Genomic DNA, 18,884 nt, shown 5'->3' on the forward strand with positions numbered 1-18,884 from the left:
TCAAGGTGATGTCCGCAAAACCGGACCACGCTTCACCATCGAAAATGCCGATATCATGTCGGCCAACGAGGAGAATAGCATGGGTTACAAGACAATACTTGCCGTTGTCGACAATGTTGCGAACACGCAAAAGCTCGACGATTTCGTCGTCAGCCTTGCCAACCAGTTTTCTGCCCATGTGATCGGCTTGCACATGGAAACCCTTGCTGCGGTTCCACTCGTGGCGCCAATGGAAATTCCAGATCCTGCAACCGTGCAGGCCATTCAGGATGTGGCGCACAAGGAAACGACGGAGATCGGTTCGATTTTCGAACGCACGCTTTCGGCGAATGGCATTTCGCATGAGTGGCGCAGCTTCGTGACCTCGGTGGGTTACGCCTCCGCCGCAGCAATCGACAGCGCGCGATGCGCCGACCTGGTCGTTGCACGCCAGAGCAGCACCTCGGCACTGTCCGACAGCCGCTCGGATATCGACAGTTTTCTTTATGAAAGCGGTCGCCCCGTTCTTCTCGTTCCGCATGTCCTGACCGAACCGAAGCCGATCCGCAAAGTGCTGATTGCCTGGAACGGATCGCGCGAAGCGACGCGCGCGACCTTCGACGCCCTGCCGTTCCTTAAAGAAGCGGAAAGTGTCGAAATCTTCTCCGTCGATCCGGTTGAAAGCGAAACGCAATCTTCCACCATGGCCGGGGCGGGACTTGCCGCGACCCTTGCACGCCATGGCGTCAACGTCACAGTCACTTCGCAGGAAAAGATCGCCGGCATCTCGCCGCAGGCGGCAATCGAGAACCGCCTGTCAGACAACAGCATCGATCTGCTCGTGATGGGCGCTTACGGCCACTCGCGCTGGTGGGAAATGCTGTTTGGCGGCGTCACGCGCACGCTGCTCGATTCCATGACGGCGATGACGCTGCTGTCGCGCTGATCGTCGCCGCGTATCTCGTCAGGCAACAGTCAGACGCCCCGTCACTCTCAGCCGGGGCGTCCTTTCTTTCCGGTTTTGGATCGTCCACAGCCCCAAACATTGCAGAACTGCCGTGAAATGGTGGCCGCAGCAGTGCAAAGCTTGCCTTTTTGCTGGACTTGCGGCTATTAGCCCAACCCATCACCAATTTGACCGGACGGTAAATGATGTCCCTGCCCGATAAAGCCTTTCCCGTTTCCTGGGATCAGTTCCACCGCGACGCCCGTGCACTCGCCTGGCGTCTTGCCGGCCTCGACCGCGAGTTCAAGGCCATTGTCTGTATTACCCGCGGCGGCCTCGTACCGGCTGCCATCATTTCCCGCGAGCTGAACATTCGTCTGATCGACACCGTCTGCATCGCCACACGTCACGATTATGTGAACCAGGGCGAGACGGTATTGCTGAAGGGCATTGCTCCGGAACTTGCAGCCGATGGCGGCGAAGGAGTTCTGGTTGTGGACGACCTGACGGACACCGGAAAAACTGCCATTGAAGTGCGCGAAATGCTGCCGAAGGCACACTTTGCCTGCGTCTACGCAAAGCCGAAGGGCGTGCCGACCATCGACACCTTCGTGACCGAAGTGAGCCAGGACACCTGGATCTACTTCCCCTGGGATATGGGCTTCACCTACCAGGAGCCGATCGCCAAGAGTTCGCGCGGCTGATAGCGAAAGCACATGCAAGCAAAAACCGCCTGTTACGGGCGGTTTTTTTATGGGGAAAAGGTTCTTTTCCAATCCGGCAAAAAAGGCCGAAAAAATGATTGCGTCACGAATATGTCGCACCCCAAAACCCGCAAAATCAGCATTCCGCTAGGAAAGCCAGCCTCGCGCAAGCTTCAAATTTATGCGCCAAGTCACTGATTTTTCTAAGAGCTTTTCCTTTCCCCGTTTTCCACAGGCCCTGCACACAATATCTTGTGGTTAAAAAACCCTTTCAATCTATGGCTTGACGAATCTGTGCTGTGTGGGGAAAGTGGCAGTCATGTTGCGGCGGCAACGGAATCGGGTGTCCTGATCATCGGTTCTTTCCAGTTTCAGTTGATGCGTTTGCCTGCGTTTCGGCCATGAGGGGGTGGAACGTCGAGCTGTTTTCGCGCGCTGATTTTGTCGCCAAAAACATGATACGGGGACTGGCGCTGACAAGCTGTGGATACTATATTTAGTAGCTGAATTCGCTTGCAGCCAAATTCGCCACGAGATACAGGGATGACATCTACGGATGAACATCCCATTCATATCGGCAACAACCGGCTGCACGCAGACTGCGCGTCGCTGGAACGAACTTTTGCGCCCTTTTGCGGGCGCCCAATGGACGAGGACAGGAACCAATGCGCATTGAACGTCGCTTCACGAAGCCCGGCCAGTCGCCTTACGCGGAGATCGATTTCCGCAAGGCCGTCAGTGAAATCAAGAACCCGGATGGTTCCATCGTGTTCCGTCTGGCGGATATCGACGTTCCCGCGCAGTTCAGCCAGGTTGCGACCGACGTTCTCGCGCAGAAATACTTCCGCAAGGCCGGCGTTCCGAAGATCCTGAAAAAGGTTGAAGAGAACGACGTTCCATCCTTCCTGTGGCGTTCGGTTGCCGACGAAAAGGCCATGAAGGATCTTCCGGAAGGTGAGCGTTACGGCTCTGAAACCGACGCTCGTCAGGTTTTTGACCGTCTTGCCGGCACCTGGACCTATTGGGGCTGGAAGGGCAAATATTTCTCGTCCGAAGAAGATGCCCTCGCCTTCCGTGATGAGCTTGCCTACATGCTGGCCACCCAGCGCGTTGCGCCGAACTCTCCGCAATGGTTCAACACCGGCCTGCACTGGGCCTATGGCATCGACGGTCCTGGCCAGGGCCATTTCTATGTCGACCCCTTCACCGGCAAGCTGACCAAGTCCAAGTCCGCTTACGAACATCCCCAGCCGCATGCCTGCTTCATCCAGTCCGTCGAGGACGATCTGGTCAACGAAGGCGGCATCATGGACCTGTGGGTGCGTGAAGCGCGCCTGTTCAAGTACGGTTCCGGCACCGGCTCCAACTTCTCTTACCTGCGTGGCGAAGGCGAAAAGCTTTCGGGCGGCGGCAAGTCCTCCGGCCTGATGAGCTTCCTCAAGATCGGCGACCGCGCCGCTGGCGCCATCAAGTCTGGCGGCACGACCCGCCGCGCCGCAAAGATGGTTGTTGTCGACGCCGACCACCCGGATATCGAAGCCTACATCGACTGGAAGGTGAACGAAGAGCAGAAGGTTGCGGCTCTCGTGACCGGCTCCAAGATCGTCGCCCGTCACCTGAAAGCGATCATGAAGGCCTGCGTCAATTGCGAAGCCGACAATGGCGATTGCTTTGACCCGACCAAGAACCCTGCCCTGAAGCGCGAAATCCGCGCCGCCAAGAAGGATCAGGTTCCGGAAAACTACATCAAGCGCGTCATCCAGTTCGCCGAACAGGGTTACAAGGACATCCAGTTCAAGACCTACGACACCGACTGGGATTCCGAAGCCTACCTCACGGTATCCGGCCAGAACTCCAACAACTCCGTGTCACTGAAGGATGACTTCCTGCGCGCGGTCGAAAACGACGGCGACTGGAACCTGACGGCACGCCGCGACGGCAAGGTCATGAAGACCCTGAAGGCGCGCGACCTGTGGGAAAAGATTTCGCATGCCGCATGGGCATCGGCAGATCCCGGCCTGCACTTCAACACGACCATGAACGACTGGCACACCAGCCCGGCTGCCGGCCCGATCCGCGCATCCAACCCGTGCTCGGAATACATGTTCCTCGACGATACGGCCTGCAACCTTGCTTCGCTGAACCTCATTCAGTTCAAGGATGCCGCCACCAAGAACATCAACATTGCCGATTACGAACATGCGGTTCGTCTGTGGACGATCGTTCTCGAAGTTTCGGTCATGATGGCGCAGTTCCCGTCCCGCCAGATTGCCGAACTCTCCTACGAGTACCGCACACTCGGCCTCGGCTACGCCAACATCGGCGGCCTGCTGATGTCGTCGGGCATTCCTTATGACAGCAACGAGGGCCGCGCGATTGCCGGTGCTCTGACAGCGATCATGACCGGCGTGTCCTATGCGACCTCGGCTGAAATGGCGGGTGAGCTTGGTCCGTTCCCGGGCTTTGCACCGAACCGCGACAACATGCTGCGCGTCATCCGCAACCACCGCCGTGCAGCGCAGGGCCTGGCTTACGGTTATGAAGGCCTGTCGGTGAACCCGGTTGCGCTGATCCACGCTGATTGCCCGGACCAGGACCTCATCACCCATGCAACCGCTGCCTGGGACAAGGCACTCGAGCTTGGCGAACAGCACGGCTACCGCAACGCCCAGACCACCGTTATCGCGCCGACCGGCACGATCGGCCTCGTCATGGATTGCGACACGACCGGCATCGAGCCTGACTTCGCGCTGGTAAAGTTCAAGAAGCTTGCCGGTGGCGGTTATTTCAAGATCATCAACCGCGCTGTTCCCGATGCACTGCGTTCGCTCGGTTACTCCGAAAGCCAGATCGCCGAGATCGAGGCTTACGCAGTTGGCCACGGCAACCTGAACCAGGCTCCGGGCGTCAACCCCGGTACGCTGAAGGCAAAGGGCTTCACCGACGAGAAGATCGAAGCTGTCAACGCTGCTCTCAAGAGCGCCTTCGACATCAAGTTCGTCTTCAACCAGTGGACGCTTGGCGCAGACTTCCTCAAGGACACGCTGAAGGTTTCCGACGAGCAGCTGTCCGACATGACCTTCAACCTGCTGGACCATCTCGGTTTCGGCAAGAAGGACATTGAAGCGGCCAACGTGCACGTTTGCGGCGCGATGACGCTGGAAGGCGCACCGTTCCTCAAGAACGAACATCTGCCTGTTTTCGATTGCGCCAACCCCTGCGGCAAGATCGGCAAGCGTTATCTCTCGGTGGAATCCCACATCCGCATGATGGCTGCTGCCCAGCCGTTCATCTCGGGTGCGATCTCCAAGACGATCAACATGCCGAACGACGCAACCGTTGAAGATTGCGGCGCAGCCTACATGCTGTCCTGGAAACTGGCGCTGAAGGCCAACGCACTTTACCGCGATGGTTCCAAGCTCTCGCAGCCGCTCAATGCCTCGCTGGTCGAGGATGAAGAGGACGAGGATGCACTGGAAGAGCTGATCGCTCAGCCACAGGCAGCCCAGGCCGTGACCATCACGGAAAAGATCATCGAGCGCGTTGTCGAGCGTGTGACCCGTGAGCGTGAAAAGCTGCCGAACCGCCGCCAGGGTTACACCCAGAAGGCTGCTGTCGGTGGACACAAGGTCTACCTGCGCACCGGCGAATTCGGTGATGGCCGTATTGGTGAGATTTTCATCGACATGCACAAGGAAGGCGCTGCTTTCCGTGCGATGATGAACAACTTCGCCATCGCCATCTCGCTTGGCCTGCAATACGGCGTGCCGCTGGAAGAGTATGTGGAGGCCTTCACCTTCACCAAGTTCGAACCGGCTGGGATGGTCATCGGCAACGACGCAATCAAGAACGCCACGTCGATCCTCGACTACGTGTTCCGTGAACTCGCCGTTTCCTACCTCGGCCGTCACGACCTCGCACATGTCGATACGTCGGACTTCTCGAACACGGCACTCGGCAAGGGCATCCAGGAAGGCAAGACCAACCTCGTTTCCACCGGCTGGACCCGTGGTTACAAGCCGACGCTGGTTTCCAGCAACGGCAGCGAGCGTTCGTCTTCCGAGCCTAAAGGTTCCGCAACCGCAGCACCTGCCCGCGCTTCGGCCAGCGTGACCTCGATTTCCGGCAATGCAGCCCGCAAGCTGGAACCGGTCATCGCAGCCTCGGCTTCCGAAATCGTCGCCTTCAAGCGCGACTACGAGGAACGCGCCAAGGAACTGGCGGAAGAGATTGCCGAAGAAGCTTTGGCAACCGAAACCGAACAGGCAGCAACAGCCCTCTTCTCCGACAAGGCAGCAGCCGACGCCGCATCTGCCAAGACGGAAGCCAAGAAGGTCGAAAACGAACGCCGGATGCGCTCCATCGCACAGGGCTACACGGGCAACATGTGCTCCGAGTGCCAGAACTTCACCATGGTGCGCAACGGCACCTGCGAGAAGTGCGACACATGCGGCGCGACGAGCGGTTGCTCTTGAGAAATACAGGGATAAGTGGTGAAGCCACTTCCCAACAACTTACGTTGACGTGAATATGTCCCCGCAGCGATTTGCCTCGCTGCGGGGATTTTTCGTAGGCGATCGCTGTGGACTGCATGTGTCCTCGTGGTTGCTCAAAAATGCTGCGTCAAACGCACCATTGTCGGCAGGACAGCGGCCCTTGGCACACCATTTCAAATCTACTGGAAACCCGTAGTTCGGCATGTTATATTTCGAGTGGGATGAGCAGAAGGCAGTCGCCAATCTTGCCAAGCATGGCGTCAGCTTTGAAACTGCGGCGCATGTCTTCAACGATCCGTTTGCAGTCGATATTGAAGAACGTTCAATGGAGTACCACGAAATCAGAAGGCGTATCGTGGGACTTGGCAATGGATTGCTGCTGACCGTCATTTACACGGAGCGCAGTGAAAAAGTCCGCATCATCTCAGCACGAAAGTCAACACGGGCAGAGCGTAGGGAATATGAAGACGATGGGTGGTAAAACAGATCAAACCGACTGGGCTCGTCTTCACGCAATGACCGATGAAGAAGCGGAAATTAATGCTCTGGCCGACCCCGACAATCGTCCTCTCTCCGCAGAACAGTTTACCACTGCAAAAAGAATGCCTCGCATAAAAATCATTCGACGCGCATTGAAGCTGACACAAGAAGAGTTTTCGGCCCGATACCATATTCCGCTTGGAACGCTTCGCGACTGGGAACAGGGCCGTAGCGAACCGGATCAGCCGACCAGAGCTTATCTTAGAGTTATTGCTGTCGATCCAGAAGGAACGGCCGCAGCGCTAAGAAAAGGTGCGGCTTGAGCCTGTCATGTCTCTGGCAACATTTAAGACGATGACTCCATACATTTCAATTTGCGTAGTCGGGGCTTCATTGTTCTGGGCACCCTTTGCGCATGCAGCCTGCTTCGACGTCTCAAAGAATGAGCCTTCTGCGTTGAGCGGCCATCTTACCCATCGTATCTTCGCGGGTCCGCCAAATTTCGAGGATGTTCAGAAAGGTGACTCGCCGGAACCGGGCTATATCCTGAAGCTTGATGAGCCGATCTGCCTTACCGGCGACGACTTTGCCGATCCGGAGAGCACATTTGATGAGGTTCAACTCGTTCCCGACGAAACGACCGGGAAGGACATGGCACGGTTGAGAGATACCGATGTCTTCGTTGACGTCATCAAGCCAATGCCGGCAATGACGGGACACCATCATCGGCCTCTTGTCGCCTGGGTAAAGGCAATCGCCCCCGCCCGCGACATCACCGAAAGTTACGGGACGGCAGCAACCACGATTGAGGCTTTCTATGCGGCTCTGCATTCCGGCGACGGCAAGCTTGCATCAACATTCGTCGTGCCAGAGAAAACAAGGAAAGGCGCCTTCAGCCCGCAGGCTCTGTCCAGCTTCTACGGGTCGTTGTCCGAGCCAATCTCGTTGATCGATATCCACAAGGTAGACGAGAGCCACTTTTCCGTTCGCTATCGTTTCACAAGTGGAAAGCGGCCATGCGACGGCTCAGCAGCGATCACCACAGTCAAACGTGACGGAAGAGATTTCATTCAGTCAATTCGCGCGGAGAATGGCTGCTAGAGCGCTTATCAAGCCTTTGTCATCAAAGGAACATCCCCGCGCATCGCTGCGTTGATCTTGACGATAACCGATCGAGGTCTGGGGTAGATGATGTTGCCGTTTGATAGACTGAAGCTGATGCAGGAGCCGGGGCGATGGCCACCGTTTTCGGTAAGTGAGCGAAAACCGCGCGAGTGGCTGCTGACAATCAGCGGTCTTGTTCTGCTATTCGTGCTCTCGACAGCCATTGCGATGGGCTATCTCGTGACCCGCCACCCCGGCAAGGCGGAACCGAACCCCGGCATTGCCGAAGAGCAGCGCATCGAGCAGGGAAGCTAGGCAAGACGCGCCTCTCTGATCACCACACCATGTCCCATCAGAAAGCTTTTCGCAGCGTCGTCAGATAGCGCCATTGGCGATGAGAATGGGAGATAGCTTTTCTTCAGTCCTCGCGCAGTCCCTGCCGGCGGCCTTGGCGGCATAAAGTGCTGCGTCGGCGCACTTTAGTAGTTCGGCTGGTTTTTCCGATGAGCCGCGATCCGTCGCAATGCCGATGCTGATGGTAACGACGCCCTTCTCGCTGAAATGGTGTTCGATTGCCTGAGCCCGAACGGCGGCCACGGCCATTGCGCCCATCGCTATCGCTTCCTGCGGGAGAGCACGTGGCAATATAACGGCAAACTCCTCACCGCCGTATCTGGCAGTCACCGCACCTTCGAACGGCAAGAAAACACGGGACAACGCCGCAGCGACTTGTTGGAGGCACTCATCACCGGCAACGTGTCCGTAGCCATCGTTGTAAGCTTTGAAATGATCAACGTCGATCATCAGCACGGAAAGAGGCACAACCTTGGCCACCGCGTGCGACACTGCCGAGCGCATGGCGTCATCGAAGGCGCGGCGGTTGACCAGCCCTGTCAAACTGTCGGTGCTCGCCAGTGCGGTCAGTCTTTCATTCAGATCCCTCAGGCGGTTCTCACGGTCGCGGTTTACCGTAACGTCCGAATACACGATCATCACGCCACCGCCCTCGGTAGTGCGTGAATTCGCCTCTATCCATCGACCGTCAGCGAGTTTCACGATGCGGTCGCCATTGCGCATCAGTACGTCGGCAGTACGTTCGACAAGATCAGAAATGTTTCCGACAGCCTCAGGCTCTTCGCCGCGCTCAAGTGATGCCCGAATGATTTCCCTGAGACACTTGCCAGGCACCCGAACATCCGCAGTCAAAGGAAAAAGCTCGTGATATCGACGATTGTGGAGGACAAGAATTCCGCTCCCGTCAAACATCGCCAAACCGTCTGCCATGCTTTCAATAGCGTCGATTAGGGTCGTTTGCGTGCGTGCGAGCCTCTGTTCGAGCCGTTTCCGATCCGTGATCTCACGATTGTGCGTAACGATGCCAATGATATTGCCGCTCACGTCGAGAAGTGGCGCCTTGAGTGTCGAAAGCCACGTCTCCGACCCGTTCAGCCCTATGAACTGTTGTTCCACGGTGACCGGACGACCGGACCTGAGCACAAGTTCTTCCGGTTCGCGAAACATATTCGCAGTTTCGGATGGATAGTAGTCGGCATCGGTTTTGCCGATCAGTTCATTGACCCCGGTCCCCATCATCTTCGCCGTTGCGGGGTTTGCCAGAAGGAACTGCCCGTGTTCATCCTTTGCGTTCAAGCAATCCGGAAGCGCCTCGATCACTTGCCGATAGCGACGGTTTTCGACCGTGGCCGCGTGCCTGCGATGTTCCTGCACAATGGCGAGCCCCGACAGAAGGGTCGCGCCTGCGACGATGATCGCCAGCGGCCCGGTTGCGTCGAGTGTAAGCGAAGGCCAGTTGGCGACCGGGTAGACAACGTAAAAACCCGCCGTCGCACTTATACCGGCCCAAACAGCAAGGATGGCTGTCGCGCGCGTGGACGCAAGGTGATTTCTGAACATGTAATGCAGGACGACACCACCTGCGGAGGCAGCGACGATCTGCGGAATAGCGGTGTAAACGCCTGTGCCACCTATCGACAGTCGCCGGATAACCGCCGTTGCGAATGGCAACACGGCTGCAAAGGGACCCCCGAAATACGCGGATATCGCCAACAGAGTGTACCGCGCATCGAGCAACACCCCAGGCAGCCATTCAAACGGGAGTGCCATGGTAGCAAGAACGCCACCCGCCATCACGACGCTGAAGATGGTGGTCCGTGCTGCCCATCTGAGCTGTTCGACGTGCCGATGGCCAAGTGTCCAGATTGACGTGGTGATTGCGACGACAGCGAGATTCGGAAGGAGTTGATGCCAGAGGCTCATCGATAGTCCATCATTTTCGCTCCGTAATGCCAAGATGGCATGACGACATGGTTTGCAAGCTCATGGCCAGCTTGATCACAATAACTGATGATCCAGAGGATGCGCCTATAGGTAACTGTAAACACTGGAAGTTTCGTAATCGCTTACCCAGGTCGTCCGAGGCTAACCAAACGTAAGGAACTCACAATTTCTTAGAACAGACTTTCTAGCGGGTATCACGGCCGATGGCAGCTATGAGTTATCGTGGATAACGTATGCTACTGAGTTATGAAAGCAGTGACTTGAGGCGAAGCCAAATTGACGTCGCAAAGACGCACCTCACTTAATAGCAGTTTGGAATCATTAGGCATTCTATTGCCATGGCAATTCTGAGCGCAGTCAAAAGACTTGCCTCTTGGGGCCCAGTTGCGCTGTCATGGAAGCGGACCGTCCATCGCCAAGAATGCTGTAGATTTCATAGGCGAACTCCACAAACGGCCCGCCATAACATCATTGCTGGAACTTGAAGTTTTTACGGTCGTACGCGTGCTCAAACCCCATTTTCCTGAGGTTCTCGTAGGAAATATTGGGTTTGCCAGCTGTGGGCACTTCTGTTTCGACGACAAATGTCGAAATGCCTTCTGCTATGCCGTAATCAGTGCGAGCCTGGATAAGCGCCTTTTGAACGCCGCGGTTCCGGAACTCCGGATGTGTGGTACCGCCACCCAACCACGCATAGTTCCCAAACGTGAAAATGGCGCCGGTGCCGATTGGCGTTTCGCCATCGAGAGCAAAAAAACACCCCCACCCCTCTTTGCCGACAATGGCTGACCAAAGAGGGATCAAGGATGGCGGGAAATTGAAGCCACTACACATCATCGATCCGAACTGCGACGCCTCGCGAACGTGCACCCTTCGGGTACGGACAGGACTTGGTGCGCGAAAGCGCTGGGCAGCGGTGAAGGTAAGCTTTGCCCAGCCGGGACCGTGTTCATGCAGATCCCTGCCCTGAATCCAGTTTTTCACCTTATCCGAGGCAGTATACATATTCAGTTGGAGGAACCGGTTGCCTGCCCTTCGTCGCATCCAGCCATATGCTTGATCGAGATCCTCGACAGCGCCTAGTCCCAGCACCCGATTTAGGCCGATCGCCGGCGCGCGTGGCAGGGAGATCGCGCACCCTCCGCTGATGGCAATGCAGTCGAAATGCTCTTCGGGCCGCAGATCCCTAGCCGAGATCCTGTGCAGACTGAGGAAAGCCTCAGCCTCAATGGCGTCTTCTTTCGTTGGGAATGAGCGTTCTGAAAACTGAGGATTCAAGATTGGCTCCTGAGCCACCGCCCCCTTGAAACCCTAATGAAGAAAGGTGGACGATTGTCGACTAAAAACCGAATTCGCTGAGACCGGGATGGTCATCCGGCCTGCGGCCGAGCGGCCACTGGAAACGCCGGTCTTCTGCCTTGATGGGCAGGTCGTTGATGCAGGCATGCCGTTTTCGCATCAGGCCACTATCGTCGAATTCCCAGTTCTCGTTTCCGAACGACCGGAACCAGTTCCCACTGTCGTCATGCCATTCGTAAGCAAATCTGACAGCTATTCGGTTGCCGCCAAACGCCCAGAGTTCCTTGATCAACCGGTAATCGAGCTCACGTCGCCATTTTTCTGAAAGAAATGCGACGATTGCGTCCCTCCCTGTGACAAACTCGGCACGGTTCCGCCACTGGCTGTCCCTGGTGTAAGCCAAGGCAACCCTCGCAGGATCGCGACTGTTCCAGCCATCCTCAGCCAGCCTGACCTTTTCAACTGCGCTTTCAAACGTGAAAGGGGGAAAAGGCGGTCGTTCAGCGTCGATCATCTCTCTGGGTTCTCCAACCGTGCACGTAAGTTCGCGTTCTCGATTTCCAATCGCTGCAGCCGCTCACGAAGTGGAGCGACTGCCTGCTCAACCTGCTGTTCCGTGTAGCGCGGCGTTATATGCTGCGGGCAATTCCAGTCAAAAGCCTCGAGCCGCAGCTTGAATACCCGTTCCGGCCTCCCCTTGTAGGTTTGGTCGGACACCAATTCCGTGAGTTCCGGATCGGCATCAAGCGCCAGCCGCTCTACATGCACATAGATTTTGAGCCGGGCTCGCCGCACATAATCCATCAGGAACAGGCAGGCACGATCGTTGGCGGCAAGGTTGCCGGCACTGATGTATTGACGATTACCCCGATAGTCAGCGAAGGCCATTGTCTGCCGGTCGATCACCTTGAGGAAGCCGATTTTTCCTCCACGATGCTGAACATATGGCCAACCCGTTTCGGAGACCGACGCCATGTAAAAGCTGTCAAGTGAGGCAATGAAGGCGATCTCGTCGTCTGTGAACGCGTCCGACGGGCGGTTGTGCGTGCCCAGCCAGATCTGGTCCACGCCCATGTCCGCCTGAGCCGCTCTGACGCTCGGCGTCACGGCAACCTCAAGGAAATGATATGGCATATCTGATCTCCCTGCTCGGTCGAGCCTGTATTGTCGTCTGACGTCGCAAGCCCGGGCCTGCCTCTATCTGCCGAAACCAGTTGCCGACAAATTTCACCCCGCAAACCGCGCGCTTACCTTAATCCTGCAAGGCCCAGTCTGCCACTTCCCAACGGGTCTGCCCACGGTCGGAAACGATGCGACCGAGCCCCGGGAAAGGCATGTGCGTGGCAGCAATCAGTGCACCTTCGGCGGCAGCACGCGGGAAAAACCGGTCGCGCATCGCCTTCGCGGCGTCACGATCCTGCTCGAACAGGAAGAACACGTCCGTGGCAGCGGGATGCACCACCGGGAAAATCATGTCCGACACCATGATCATGCTCTTGCCGCCGTCTTCCACCCGTACGCCGATATGGCCGGGCGTATGGCCTGTCAGGTCAACGATCGACACGCCGGGGACGATTTCACGTTCGCCGTCAATCGCCTGCAGCCTGGGGTAAAGGCGCACCACCTCATCCGCCATCTGGAAGCTGGTCTGCAGGTAATCCGGTGCACCGGCGCGCTTGGCCGGGTCGGTCCAGTGCTTGACGTCGCGGCGATCGATATAAAGCTCGGCCTTCGGATAATTGTTCTTGCCGCCGGCAATCAGACCGCCCATGTGGTCCTGGTGCATATGCGTGACGATCACGGCGTCGATCTGGTCGAGCTTCAGGCCAAGCGTGGCAAGCGCCTGCGGCAACTTGCCGGTCTCGCCGATCGAACCTGCCGCCCCGGCATCGATCAGGATGCGGCGTTGGCCATCATCGATCAGATACTGGTTGAACAGGAACCGCACGCCGCTTGGCCGGGCGGTAGACTGGGCGACGGCTGCCTGCTCCACATCGGCCGGGCTGCGGCCGGGAAAGAAGTTGTATGGCATGTCGGCATAACCGTCGGTCAGTGCTGTCACCGTAAAGCGACCGATGCGGATCTGCGCCAGCGGCGTGACGCTGGCCAGCGCCTTTGCGGGTTCCTGCGCTGCAACGAGGCCTGGCAATGCGCTGCCGATCAGCCCACCGCCTAGAAGGCCAAGAGGAAGAGCGCTGGCGAAGGCACGGCGTGAAAGTTGAGGCATGGCGTCTTGCTCCGTTTCAGACGATGATGTTCTAAGTTGCTTGGTTTTCAGCCGCGGTTGTTATTAGGGCTGCGACCTTTTCAGGCTGCGACAGCATCACCGCATGACTGCTGCGCACTTCCACTATTTTCGCACCTGCCCGCACGGCCATCTTCCCCTGCGCTTCAGGGGGGATCATTCGATCGTCGGTGGCGAGCAGGTAATAGGAAGGCTTGTTTTTCCAAGCCGTTGCACTGATTTTTCCCTGCACCGCCTCCAGCCCCCAAGGTCGCTGGGCGACGGCCATAAAATGCGTCAGAGCGGGTTCAACATCCGCGGCAAAGGCGGCAGGAAACTTCGCGCTGTCCACCCGGATAAATCCATCAGTCGGCGGCAAGAGGGGAGCTTTCTCCGCCCCATGAGCCGCCTGCGAGGCCAGATCGAATACCGACTCCCCGATCTCCGGCACGAAGGCAGCCAGATAAACCAGGCACACTACCTTTTCATCGGTTCCGGCTTCAGTGATCACGGCTCCACCATAGGAATGACCGACGAGAACAACCGGATTGGACGCATCAGCGATCACCTGCCGCGTGCGCTCGACATCAGCGCTCAAACTGACAGCAGAGTTCTGAACGACAAGAACTTCGTAGCCCTCACGCGAAAGGATCTCAAAAACCTGGCGCCATCCGGACGCATCGACAAATGCTCCGTGCACGAGAACGACTGTGATGGATTTGTCGCTGGTATCTCCAACGGTAAGGGTCATGAGCTTAACCTACCCGGTTGTGTCAAAAGGGCTCGTCATTCCGAAAATTGCTTGATCAGTGTCGAAGGCGGCGTCGGCGCGCATATTTCATGCGTCGACGCTCAGACGTTATTTCCGGTCAATGTGTAGGTTGGTTCAGGTCGCCTCACAATTGCGATCTAGGTCGCATGCAACTAGACGAAGGCACTGCGAAAATAGACCATCGTCTATCAATCTTGCCTAACGCGGAGGCGCGAAAGGGCGTAGATTTGAGTTCCATGCTGGAACGCCATGCGCTGAAGGGAATAGACTTGGAGAATCAGGACTTCGACGCGATCATTGACTTCATTCCGGCAATGGCATGGGCGACAACGTCCGATGGAATGCTCGACTTCGCCAATCAGCATTTTCTGGAATACATCGGCATGCCACTTGCCGAAATTGCAGGCGAAAATTTCTACCGGATTTTTCATCCAGATGACGTCGATCATTTAGGATCGGAATGGCGAAGCATCATGGCCTCCAAGGCGGGACGAGAAGTCGAAGGCCGAATTCGGCGCGCCGATGGCGTTTATCGCTGGTGCAGCCTTCGGCAAAAGCCCCGGCTCGATCCTGAAGGCAATGTCGTCAAATGGTACGGCGTTGTTCTTGATATCGAAGATCGCAAAAGCGCCGAAGACGCGCTCAAAGAGGCAAAATCGGCACTTGCGGCAAGTGAAGAGAACCTCAGGCTCATCATCAATTCGCTCCCTGTGCTGGTATGGTCAGCACGCCCGGATGGAAGCGCCGATTTCGTGAACCAGAGCTGGCTCGATTACGCCGGATTGCCAGCCGACCAGATTCTCGAATGGGGCTTTCTCGACCTCTACCATCCGGACGATATCCCTGAAATGGTCGAGATATGGAAGAGAGACCTCGAGCATTCAGATTACACTCGGCTGAGAGGCCGCATTCGTGGTGCGGATGGGCAGTATCGCTGGTTCTATTTTTCCGGGCGGAAGCTCACGGATGCAAATGGCGTCGTACGCTGGTTTGGCGTCAATATCGACATCGAAAACCTCCAGCGAGCCGAGTTCGCTCTCAGAGAGAGTGAAGCGGCGCTGAGGGAGAGCGAACACAAGCTGAAACTCATCATCAACACGATCCCTGCCATGGCCTGGTCATGCACGCCCGACGGGCAGCTCGAATACTGGAACCAGCATCTCACCAACTATGTGGGCCTCCCGATCGAAGAGATTGTCGGATTCGGCTTCTATCGCATGTTCCATCCCGAGGACGTTGAACGGATGCGTGAGAGTTGGGAGGAAATCGTTGCGACCAAACAGCCAAATCCGGTCGATGCACGGATAAGACGGTTCGATGGCGAATACAGGTGGTTCAATCTTCAGCAGAGCCCACTCCTCGACCCGGAGGGAAATGTCGTGCGGTGGTACGGAATTGTGGTCGATATCGAAGACCGCAAGCGCGCCGAAGAATCACTGCGCCAAAGCCAGGCCCAACTCGCCCAAGTCACCCGAATGACGACGATCGGCGAACTTGCAGTCTCCATTGCCCATGAGATCAATCAACCCCTTATGGCGATCGTGACCAATGCTGGGACCTGTCTGCGGTGGTTGCAGGAGGGACATACGGACGTCGAGCAGGCGCGTTTGGCCGCCGGGCGGATCGTTCATGATGGCCATCGCGCCGGCGAAATCGTCACGAGCATTCGCTCCATGGCGCAGAAAACGCCTACTCGCATGCAACGGACGGATTTCAGTCATTCGCTTAAAGATGTTCTGGATCTGCTTCATGGAGAACTACGCTCGCGCGGTCTGGAGGTCATAGCAGAATTGCCCCCTGAGCCCGTCGAAGTTCTCGGTGACCGTACACAGCTTCAGCAGGTCCTGCTCAATCTGATAATGAACAGCGCTGAAGCAACGCCTCGTGACCATGAAGCAGTGATGACGATCAGATGCACCGAGTATCCAGAGGGCAAAGTCGAGGTCAGCGTTTCGGATTCCGGACGAGGAATACCACCTGAACAGCTCGACCAAGTATTCGAGCCCTTCTATACCACGAAGTCTGACGGGATAGGGATGGGCCTGCCCATCTGCCGCTCCATTGTCGAGGCTCATGGAGGACGCATTTGGGCGACGAGTCATGCCGGTGGAAGCTCATTCACCTTCACGCTGTCTAGCTTTAAGGAAATAGCCGTTGATCGATGAAAGGAAGAATAGGCAGCCCACCATCGTCGTCATCGACGACGATCATGGTGTCCGTGAAGCGCTAAAGGGACTTTTTGAGTCCGTTGGGCTTAGCGCCGAGACCCACGGTTCCGTCAAGGAGTTCCTGGCTGCAGACGATCCCGAAAAGGCCGGATGTATCGTCCTCGACATCCGCCTTCCCGGCCAAGGCGGACTGGAGTTTCAGGAGGCGTTGGCGAAAAGCGATTTTCCTCGTTCCGTCGTCTTGATTAGCGCTCATGTCGATGTGCCCATGGCGGTTCGCGCAATGAAGGCGGGGGCAATCGACGTTCTCAGCAAGCCGGTCCGTGAGCAGGATCTGTTGGAAGCCGTCAACCGTGCGATCGCCAATGATGCCGCCCGCCGAGAGGAAAGAACCGCGAGAGCCAGCAGTCAAGCGAGATACCTCACCCTGACCGACCGTGAACGACAGATCATGAAACTGGTTATCACAGGTAAACTGAACAAGCAGATTGCGGCAGAGCTACAGCTTGCAGAGCCGACGGTAAAGCTTCACAGGGGCCACATGATGCGGAAGATGAAGGCAACGTCGGTCGCTCATCTGGTCAAGATTTCCGACGTCCTTCTGTAATTCAGATCCGATGACCTCGGCGAAAAACGCCGAAGTCTTGTCAGGTCAAAAAAGTCCTGTCAGGCCGGAAGATGTGCGCCGAACTGGGCGTCGTGCAGACGGCTGTAGTGGCCTTTCGCGGCAAGGAGTTCGGCGTGATCGCCGGTCTCGGCAATGCCGGTCTGATCCACCACCACAATGCGCGAGGCATCGCGGATCGTTGCCAGACGGTGAGCGATGACGAGCGTCGTGCGGCCCTTGGCCAGTTCCGTCAGCGATTGCTGGATTGCCCGTTCCGTTTCGGTATCGAGCGCCGAGGTCGCCTCGTCGAGGATGAGGATCGGCGGATTTTTCAGGAACATGCGGGCAATGGCAAGACGCTGCTTCTGACCACCTGACAACTTGACGCCACGTTCGCCGATGATGGTGTCGAGACCGTTCGGCATCGCCTCGATCACGCCATCAAGCCGCGCACGACGCGCCGCATCCATGATATCGGCATCAGACGCACCGAGGCGGCCATATTCGATGTTCTCGCGGATCGAGCCACCAAACAGGAAAACATCCTGCTGCACGATACCAATCTGGGCGCGCAGCGAAGCAAGCTTCATCTCGCGAATGTCGATGCCATCGATGGTGATCGCACCACCGGTAACATCGTAAAAGCGCGGCAGCAGCGAGCAGAGCGTGGTCTTGCCGGCGCCGGACGGACCAACAAAGGCAACCGTTTCGCCGGCCCTGATCTTCAGGTCGATATTGCGCAGAACCTGCTTGCCTTCAGCATAGGCGAAATCGACGCCGCGATATTCGATCGCGCCGCGGAATGCCGGAGCTTCGACTGCACCGGGCGCATCGACGATATCGGGGGCCGTATCCATCAGCTCGGTAAAGCGGCGGAAACCGGCAATGCCCTTGGGATAGGTTTCGATGACCGAGTTGATCTTTTCGACCGGGCGGAAGAACACGCCGACCAGAAGCAGGAATCCGACAAAACCGCCTTCTGTCAGGCTGCCGTTCAGCACGAAATAGGCGCCGCAGATCATCACGATCATCTGCGTCAGACGCATGCTCATGTAGCTGAGCGAGGTGCTGGCCGCCATGATCTTGTAAGCATTGAGCTTCGTCTGGCGGTATTTCTGGTTGTCCTTCTCGAACAGCGCGCGCTCGTGATCTTCGTTGGCAAAAGCCTGAACCACACGCATGCCGCCGACATTTTCCTCGATACGGGCGTTGAAGGCACCGATCCGGCCGTAAAGCTGACGGAAGTTGTTGGTCATGCGACCACCGTAACGACTGGTCACCCAGGCCGTTACAGGCACCACGGCAGCCGTGATCAGCGCCAGCGGCACATTGACCGACAGCATCAGCAGGAACGCGCCGATAAAGGTCATGATGGCGATGAACAGGTCTTCCGGACCGTGATGCGCCACCTCGCCGATTTCTTCCAGATCTTTCGTCAGGCGCCCGACGAGATGGCCGGTCTTCTGGTTATCGAAGTAACGGAAGGACAGTTTTTGCAGATGATCGAAGGCAAGCCGGCGCATATCGGTTTCGATATTGATGCCGAGCATGTGTCCCCAGTAGGTGACCGTCGCCATCAGGCCGGTGTTCAGCACGTAGATCATCAGCAGGCCGATCGATGCCGCAATGATGATCCCCCATTCGCCGCCCGGCAAAAGCACGTCGACGAACGCTTTCACGGCCATCGGAAAGCCGAGTTCGAGTACGCCGGACAGAACCGCGCACGAGAAATCGAGGATGAACAGACCCCTGTAAGGGCGATAATAAGCAAAGAAACGGCGTAGCATGGGACAACCTGGGGATACAT

At 57.1% G+C, this 18,884-nt stretch carries 16 protein-coding genes; 9 read left to right on the forward strand and 7 right to left on the reverse strand.

Going from position 1 to position 18,884, the window contains the following annotated elements:
• Nucleotides 1–79 precede the first annotated feature (79 nt).
• The 7 genes from FY156_08650 to FY156_08680 all read left to right on the forward strand — a co-directional run bounded on the left by FY156_08650 (nucleotide 80) and on the right by FY156_08680 (nucleotide 8,024).
• Nucleotides 80–925, forward strand: coding sequence for a universal stress protein (locus FY156_08650; GenBank protein UXS01537.1), 846 nt, complete (start codon nucleotides 80–82; stop codon nucleotides 923–925).
• A 206-nt stretch (nucleotides 926–1,131) separates the two neighbouring features.
• Complete coding sequence (gene gpt / locus FY156_08655; GenBank protein UXS01538.1) at nucleotides 1,132–1,629, forward strand: xanthine phosphoribosyltransferase; 498 nt, start codon at nucleotides 1,132–1,134, stop codon at nucleotides 1,627–1,629.
• Nucleotides 1,630–2,294: 665 nt separating this feature from the next.
• Nucleotides 2,295–6,104 carry a vitamin B12-dependent ribonucleotide reductase gene (locus FY156_08660; protein ID UXS01539.1) on the forward strand — a complete coding sequence of 1,270 codons (3,810 nt, stop codon included), beginning with the start codon at nucleotides 2,295–2,297 and terminating at the stop codon, nucleotides 6,102–6,104.
• 223 nt (nucleotides 6,105–6,327) lie between these two features.
• A complete protein-coding gene (locus FY156_08665; GenBank protein UXS01540.1) occupies nucleotides 6,328–6,606 on the forward strand; it encodes a BrnT family toxin in 279 nt (92 codons plus the stop codon).
• Entirely contained in the window at nucleotides 6,596–6,928 is a 333-nt protein-coding gene (locus FY156_08670) for a helix-turn-helix domain-containing protein (protein UXS03089.1), read from the forward strand. Before FY156_08665 ends, FY156_08670 begins: the two co-directional genes overlap by 11 nt.
• 31 nt (nucleotides 6,929–6,959) lie before the next feature.
• Entirely contained in the window at nucleotides 6,960–7,706 is a 747-nt protein-coding gene (locus FY156_08675) for a hypothetical protein (GenBank protein UXS03090.1), read from the forward strand.
• Between the two features lie 90 nt (nucleotides 7,707–7,796).
• Nucleotides 7,797–8,024, forward strand: coding sequence for a hypothetical protein (locus FY156_08680; GenBank protein ID UXS01541.1), 228 nt, complete (start codon nucleotides 7,797–7,799; stop codon nucleotides 8,022–8,024).
• A gap of 60 nt (nucleotides 8,025–8,084) precedes the next feature.
• On the opposite strand, the gene FY156_08685 is transcribed toward FY156_08680, so the two are convergent.
• The 6 genes from FY156_08685 to FY156_08710 all read right to left on the reverse strand — a co-directional run bounded on the left by FY156_08685 (nucleotide 8,085) and on the right by FY156_08710 (nucleotide 14,281).
• Nucleotides 8,085–9,986, reverse strand: a complete 1,902-nt coding sequence (locus FY156_08685) for a diguanylate cyclase (GenBank protein UXS01542.1) — start codon at nucleotides 9,984–9,986, stop codon at nucleotides 8,085–8,087.
• 489 nt (nucleotides 9,987–10,475) lie between these two features.
• Nucleotides 10,476–11,285: a GNAT family N-acetyltransferase gene (locus tag FY156_08690; GenBank protein ID UXS01543.1), complete on the reverse strand. Its 810-nt coding sequence runs from the start codon at nucleotides 11,283–11,285 to the stop codon at nucleotides 10,476–10,478.
• A 61-nt stretch (nucleotides 11,286–11,346) separates the two neighbouring features.
• The gene (locus FY156_08695; GenBank protein ID UXS01544.1) at nucleotides 11,347–11,820 is read right to left on the reverse strand and encodes a nuclear transport factor 2 family protein; all 474 of its coding nucleotides are present in this window, start codon (nucleotides 11,818–11,820) and stop codon (nucleotides 11,347–11,349) included.
• A complete protein-coding gene (locus tag FY156_08700; protein ID UXS01545.1) occupies nucleotides 11,817–12,440 on the reverse strand; it encodes a pyridoxamine 5-phosphate oxidase in 624 nt (207 codons plus the stop codon). The genes FY156_08695 and FY156_08700 overlap by 4 nt, the downstream gene beginning before the upstream one ends.
• A gap of 118 nt (nucleotides 12,441–12,558) precedes the next feature.
• Nucleotides 12,559–13,533 (reverse strand): MBL fold metallo-hydrolase, encoded by a 975-nt coding sequence (locus FY156_08705; GenBank protein ID UXS01546.1) that lies wholly within the window; start codon nucleotides 13,531–13,533, stop codon nucleotides 12,559–12,561.
• Between the two features lie 31 nt (nucleotides 13,534–13,564).
• Nucleotides 13,565–14,281 (reverse strand): alpha/beta hydrolase, encoded by a 717-nt coding sequence (locus FY156_08710; GenBank protein UXS01547.1) that lies wholly within the window; start codon nucleotides 14,279–14,281, stop codon nucleotides 13,565–13,567.
• A gap of 284 nt (nucleotides 14,282–14,565) precedes the next feature.
• Here FY156_08710 and FY156_08715 point away from each other — a divergent pair, with 284 nt between their 5' ends.
• A complete protein-coding gene (locus FY156_08715) occupies nucleotides 14,566–16,467 on the forward strand; it encodes a PAS domain S-box protein (protein ID UXS03091.1) in 1,902 nt (633 codons plus the stop codon).
• Complete coding sequence (locus FY156_08720) at nucleotides 16,457–17,077, forward strand: response regulator transcription factor (GenBank protein UXS01548.1); 621 nt, start codon at nucleotides 16,457–16,459, stop codon at nucleotides 17,075–17,077. The genes FY156_08715 and FY156_08720 overlap by 11 nt, the downstream gene beginning before the upstream one ends.
• 59 nt (nucleotides 17,078–17,136) lie before the next feature.
• Here the strand turns inward: FY156_08720 and FY156_08725 are convergent, their stop codons facing one another.
• Nucleotides 17,137–18,864, reverse strand: coding sequence for an ABC transporter ATP-binding protein (locus tag FY156_08725; GenBank protein ID UXS01549.1), 1,728 nt, complete (start codon nucleotides 18,862–18,864; stop codon nucleotides 17,137–17,139).
• Nucleotides 18,865–18,884: the final 20 nt, after the last annotated feature.

Source organism: Agrobacterium tumefaciens, assembly GCA_025559845.1.
Classification (GTDB): domain Bacteria; phylum Pseudomonadota; class Alphaproteobacteria; order Rhizobiales; family Rhizobiaceae; genus Agrobacterium.

Excerpts from the sequence above, each read along its gene's own strand:
- FY156_08675 (UXS03090.1), top strand. The coding sequence starts at position 6,960 with ATGACTCCATACATTTCAATTTGCGTAGTCGGGGCTTCATTGTTCTGG.
- FY156_08710 (UXS01547.1), bottom strand. The coding sequence starts at position 14,281 with ATGACCCTTACCGTTGGAGATACCAGCGACAAATCCATCACAGTCGTT.
- FY156_08705 (UXS01546.1), bottom strand. The coding sequence starts at position 13,533 with ATGCCTCAACTTTCACGCCGTGCCTTCGCCAGCGCTCTTCCTCTTGGC.
- FY156_08695 (UXS01544.1), bottom strand. The coding sequence starts at position 11,820 with ATGATCGACGCTGAACGACCGCCTTTTCCCCCTTTCACGTTTGAAAGC.
- FY156_08660 (UXS01539.1), top strand. The coding sequence starts at position 2,295 with ATGCGCATTGAACGTCGCTTCACGAAGCCCGGCCAGTCGCCTTACGCG.
- FY156_08680 (UXS01541.1), top strand. The coding sequence starts at position 7,797 with ATGTTGCCGTTTGATAGACTGAAGCTGATGCAGGAGCCGGGGCGATGG.
- FY156_08665 (UXS01540.1), top strand. The coding sequence starts at position 6,328 with ATGTTATATTTCGAGTGGGATGAGCAGAAGGCAGTCGCCAATCTTGCC.
- gpt (UXS01538.1), top strand. The coding sequence starts at position 1,132 with ATGTCCCTGCCCGATAAAGCCTTTCCCGTTTCCTGGGATCAGTTCCAC.
- FY156_08685 (UXS01542.1), bottom strand. The coding sequence starts at position 9,986 with ATGAGCCTCTGGCATCAACTCCTTCCGAATCTCGCTGTCGTCGCAATC.
- FY156_08700 (UXS01545.1), bottom strand. The coding sequence starts at position 12,440 with ATGCCATATCATTTCCTTGAGGTTGCCGTGACGCCGAGCGTCAGAGCG.
- FY156_08725 (UXS01549.1), bottom strand. The coding sequence starts at position 18,864 with ATGCTACGCCGTTTCTTTGCTTATTATCGCCCTTACAGGGGTCTGTTC.
- FY156_08670 (UXS03089.1), top strand. The coding sequence starts at position 6,596 with ATGGGTGGTAAAACAGATCAAACCGACTGGGCTCGTCTTCACGCAATG.
- FY156_08650 (UXS01537.1), top strand. The coding sequence starts at position 80 with ATGGGTTACAAGACAATACTTGCCGTTGTCGACAATGTTGCGAACACG.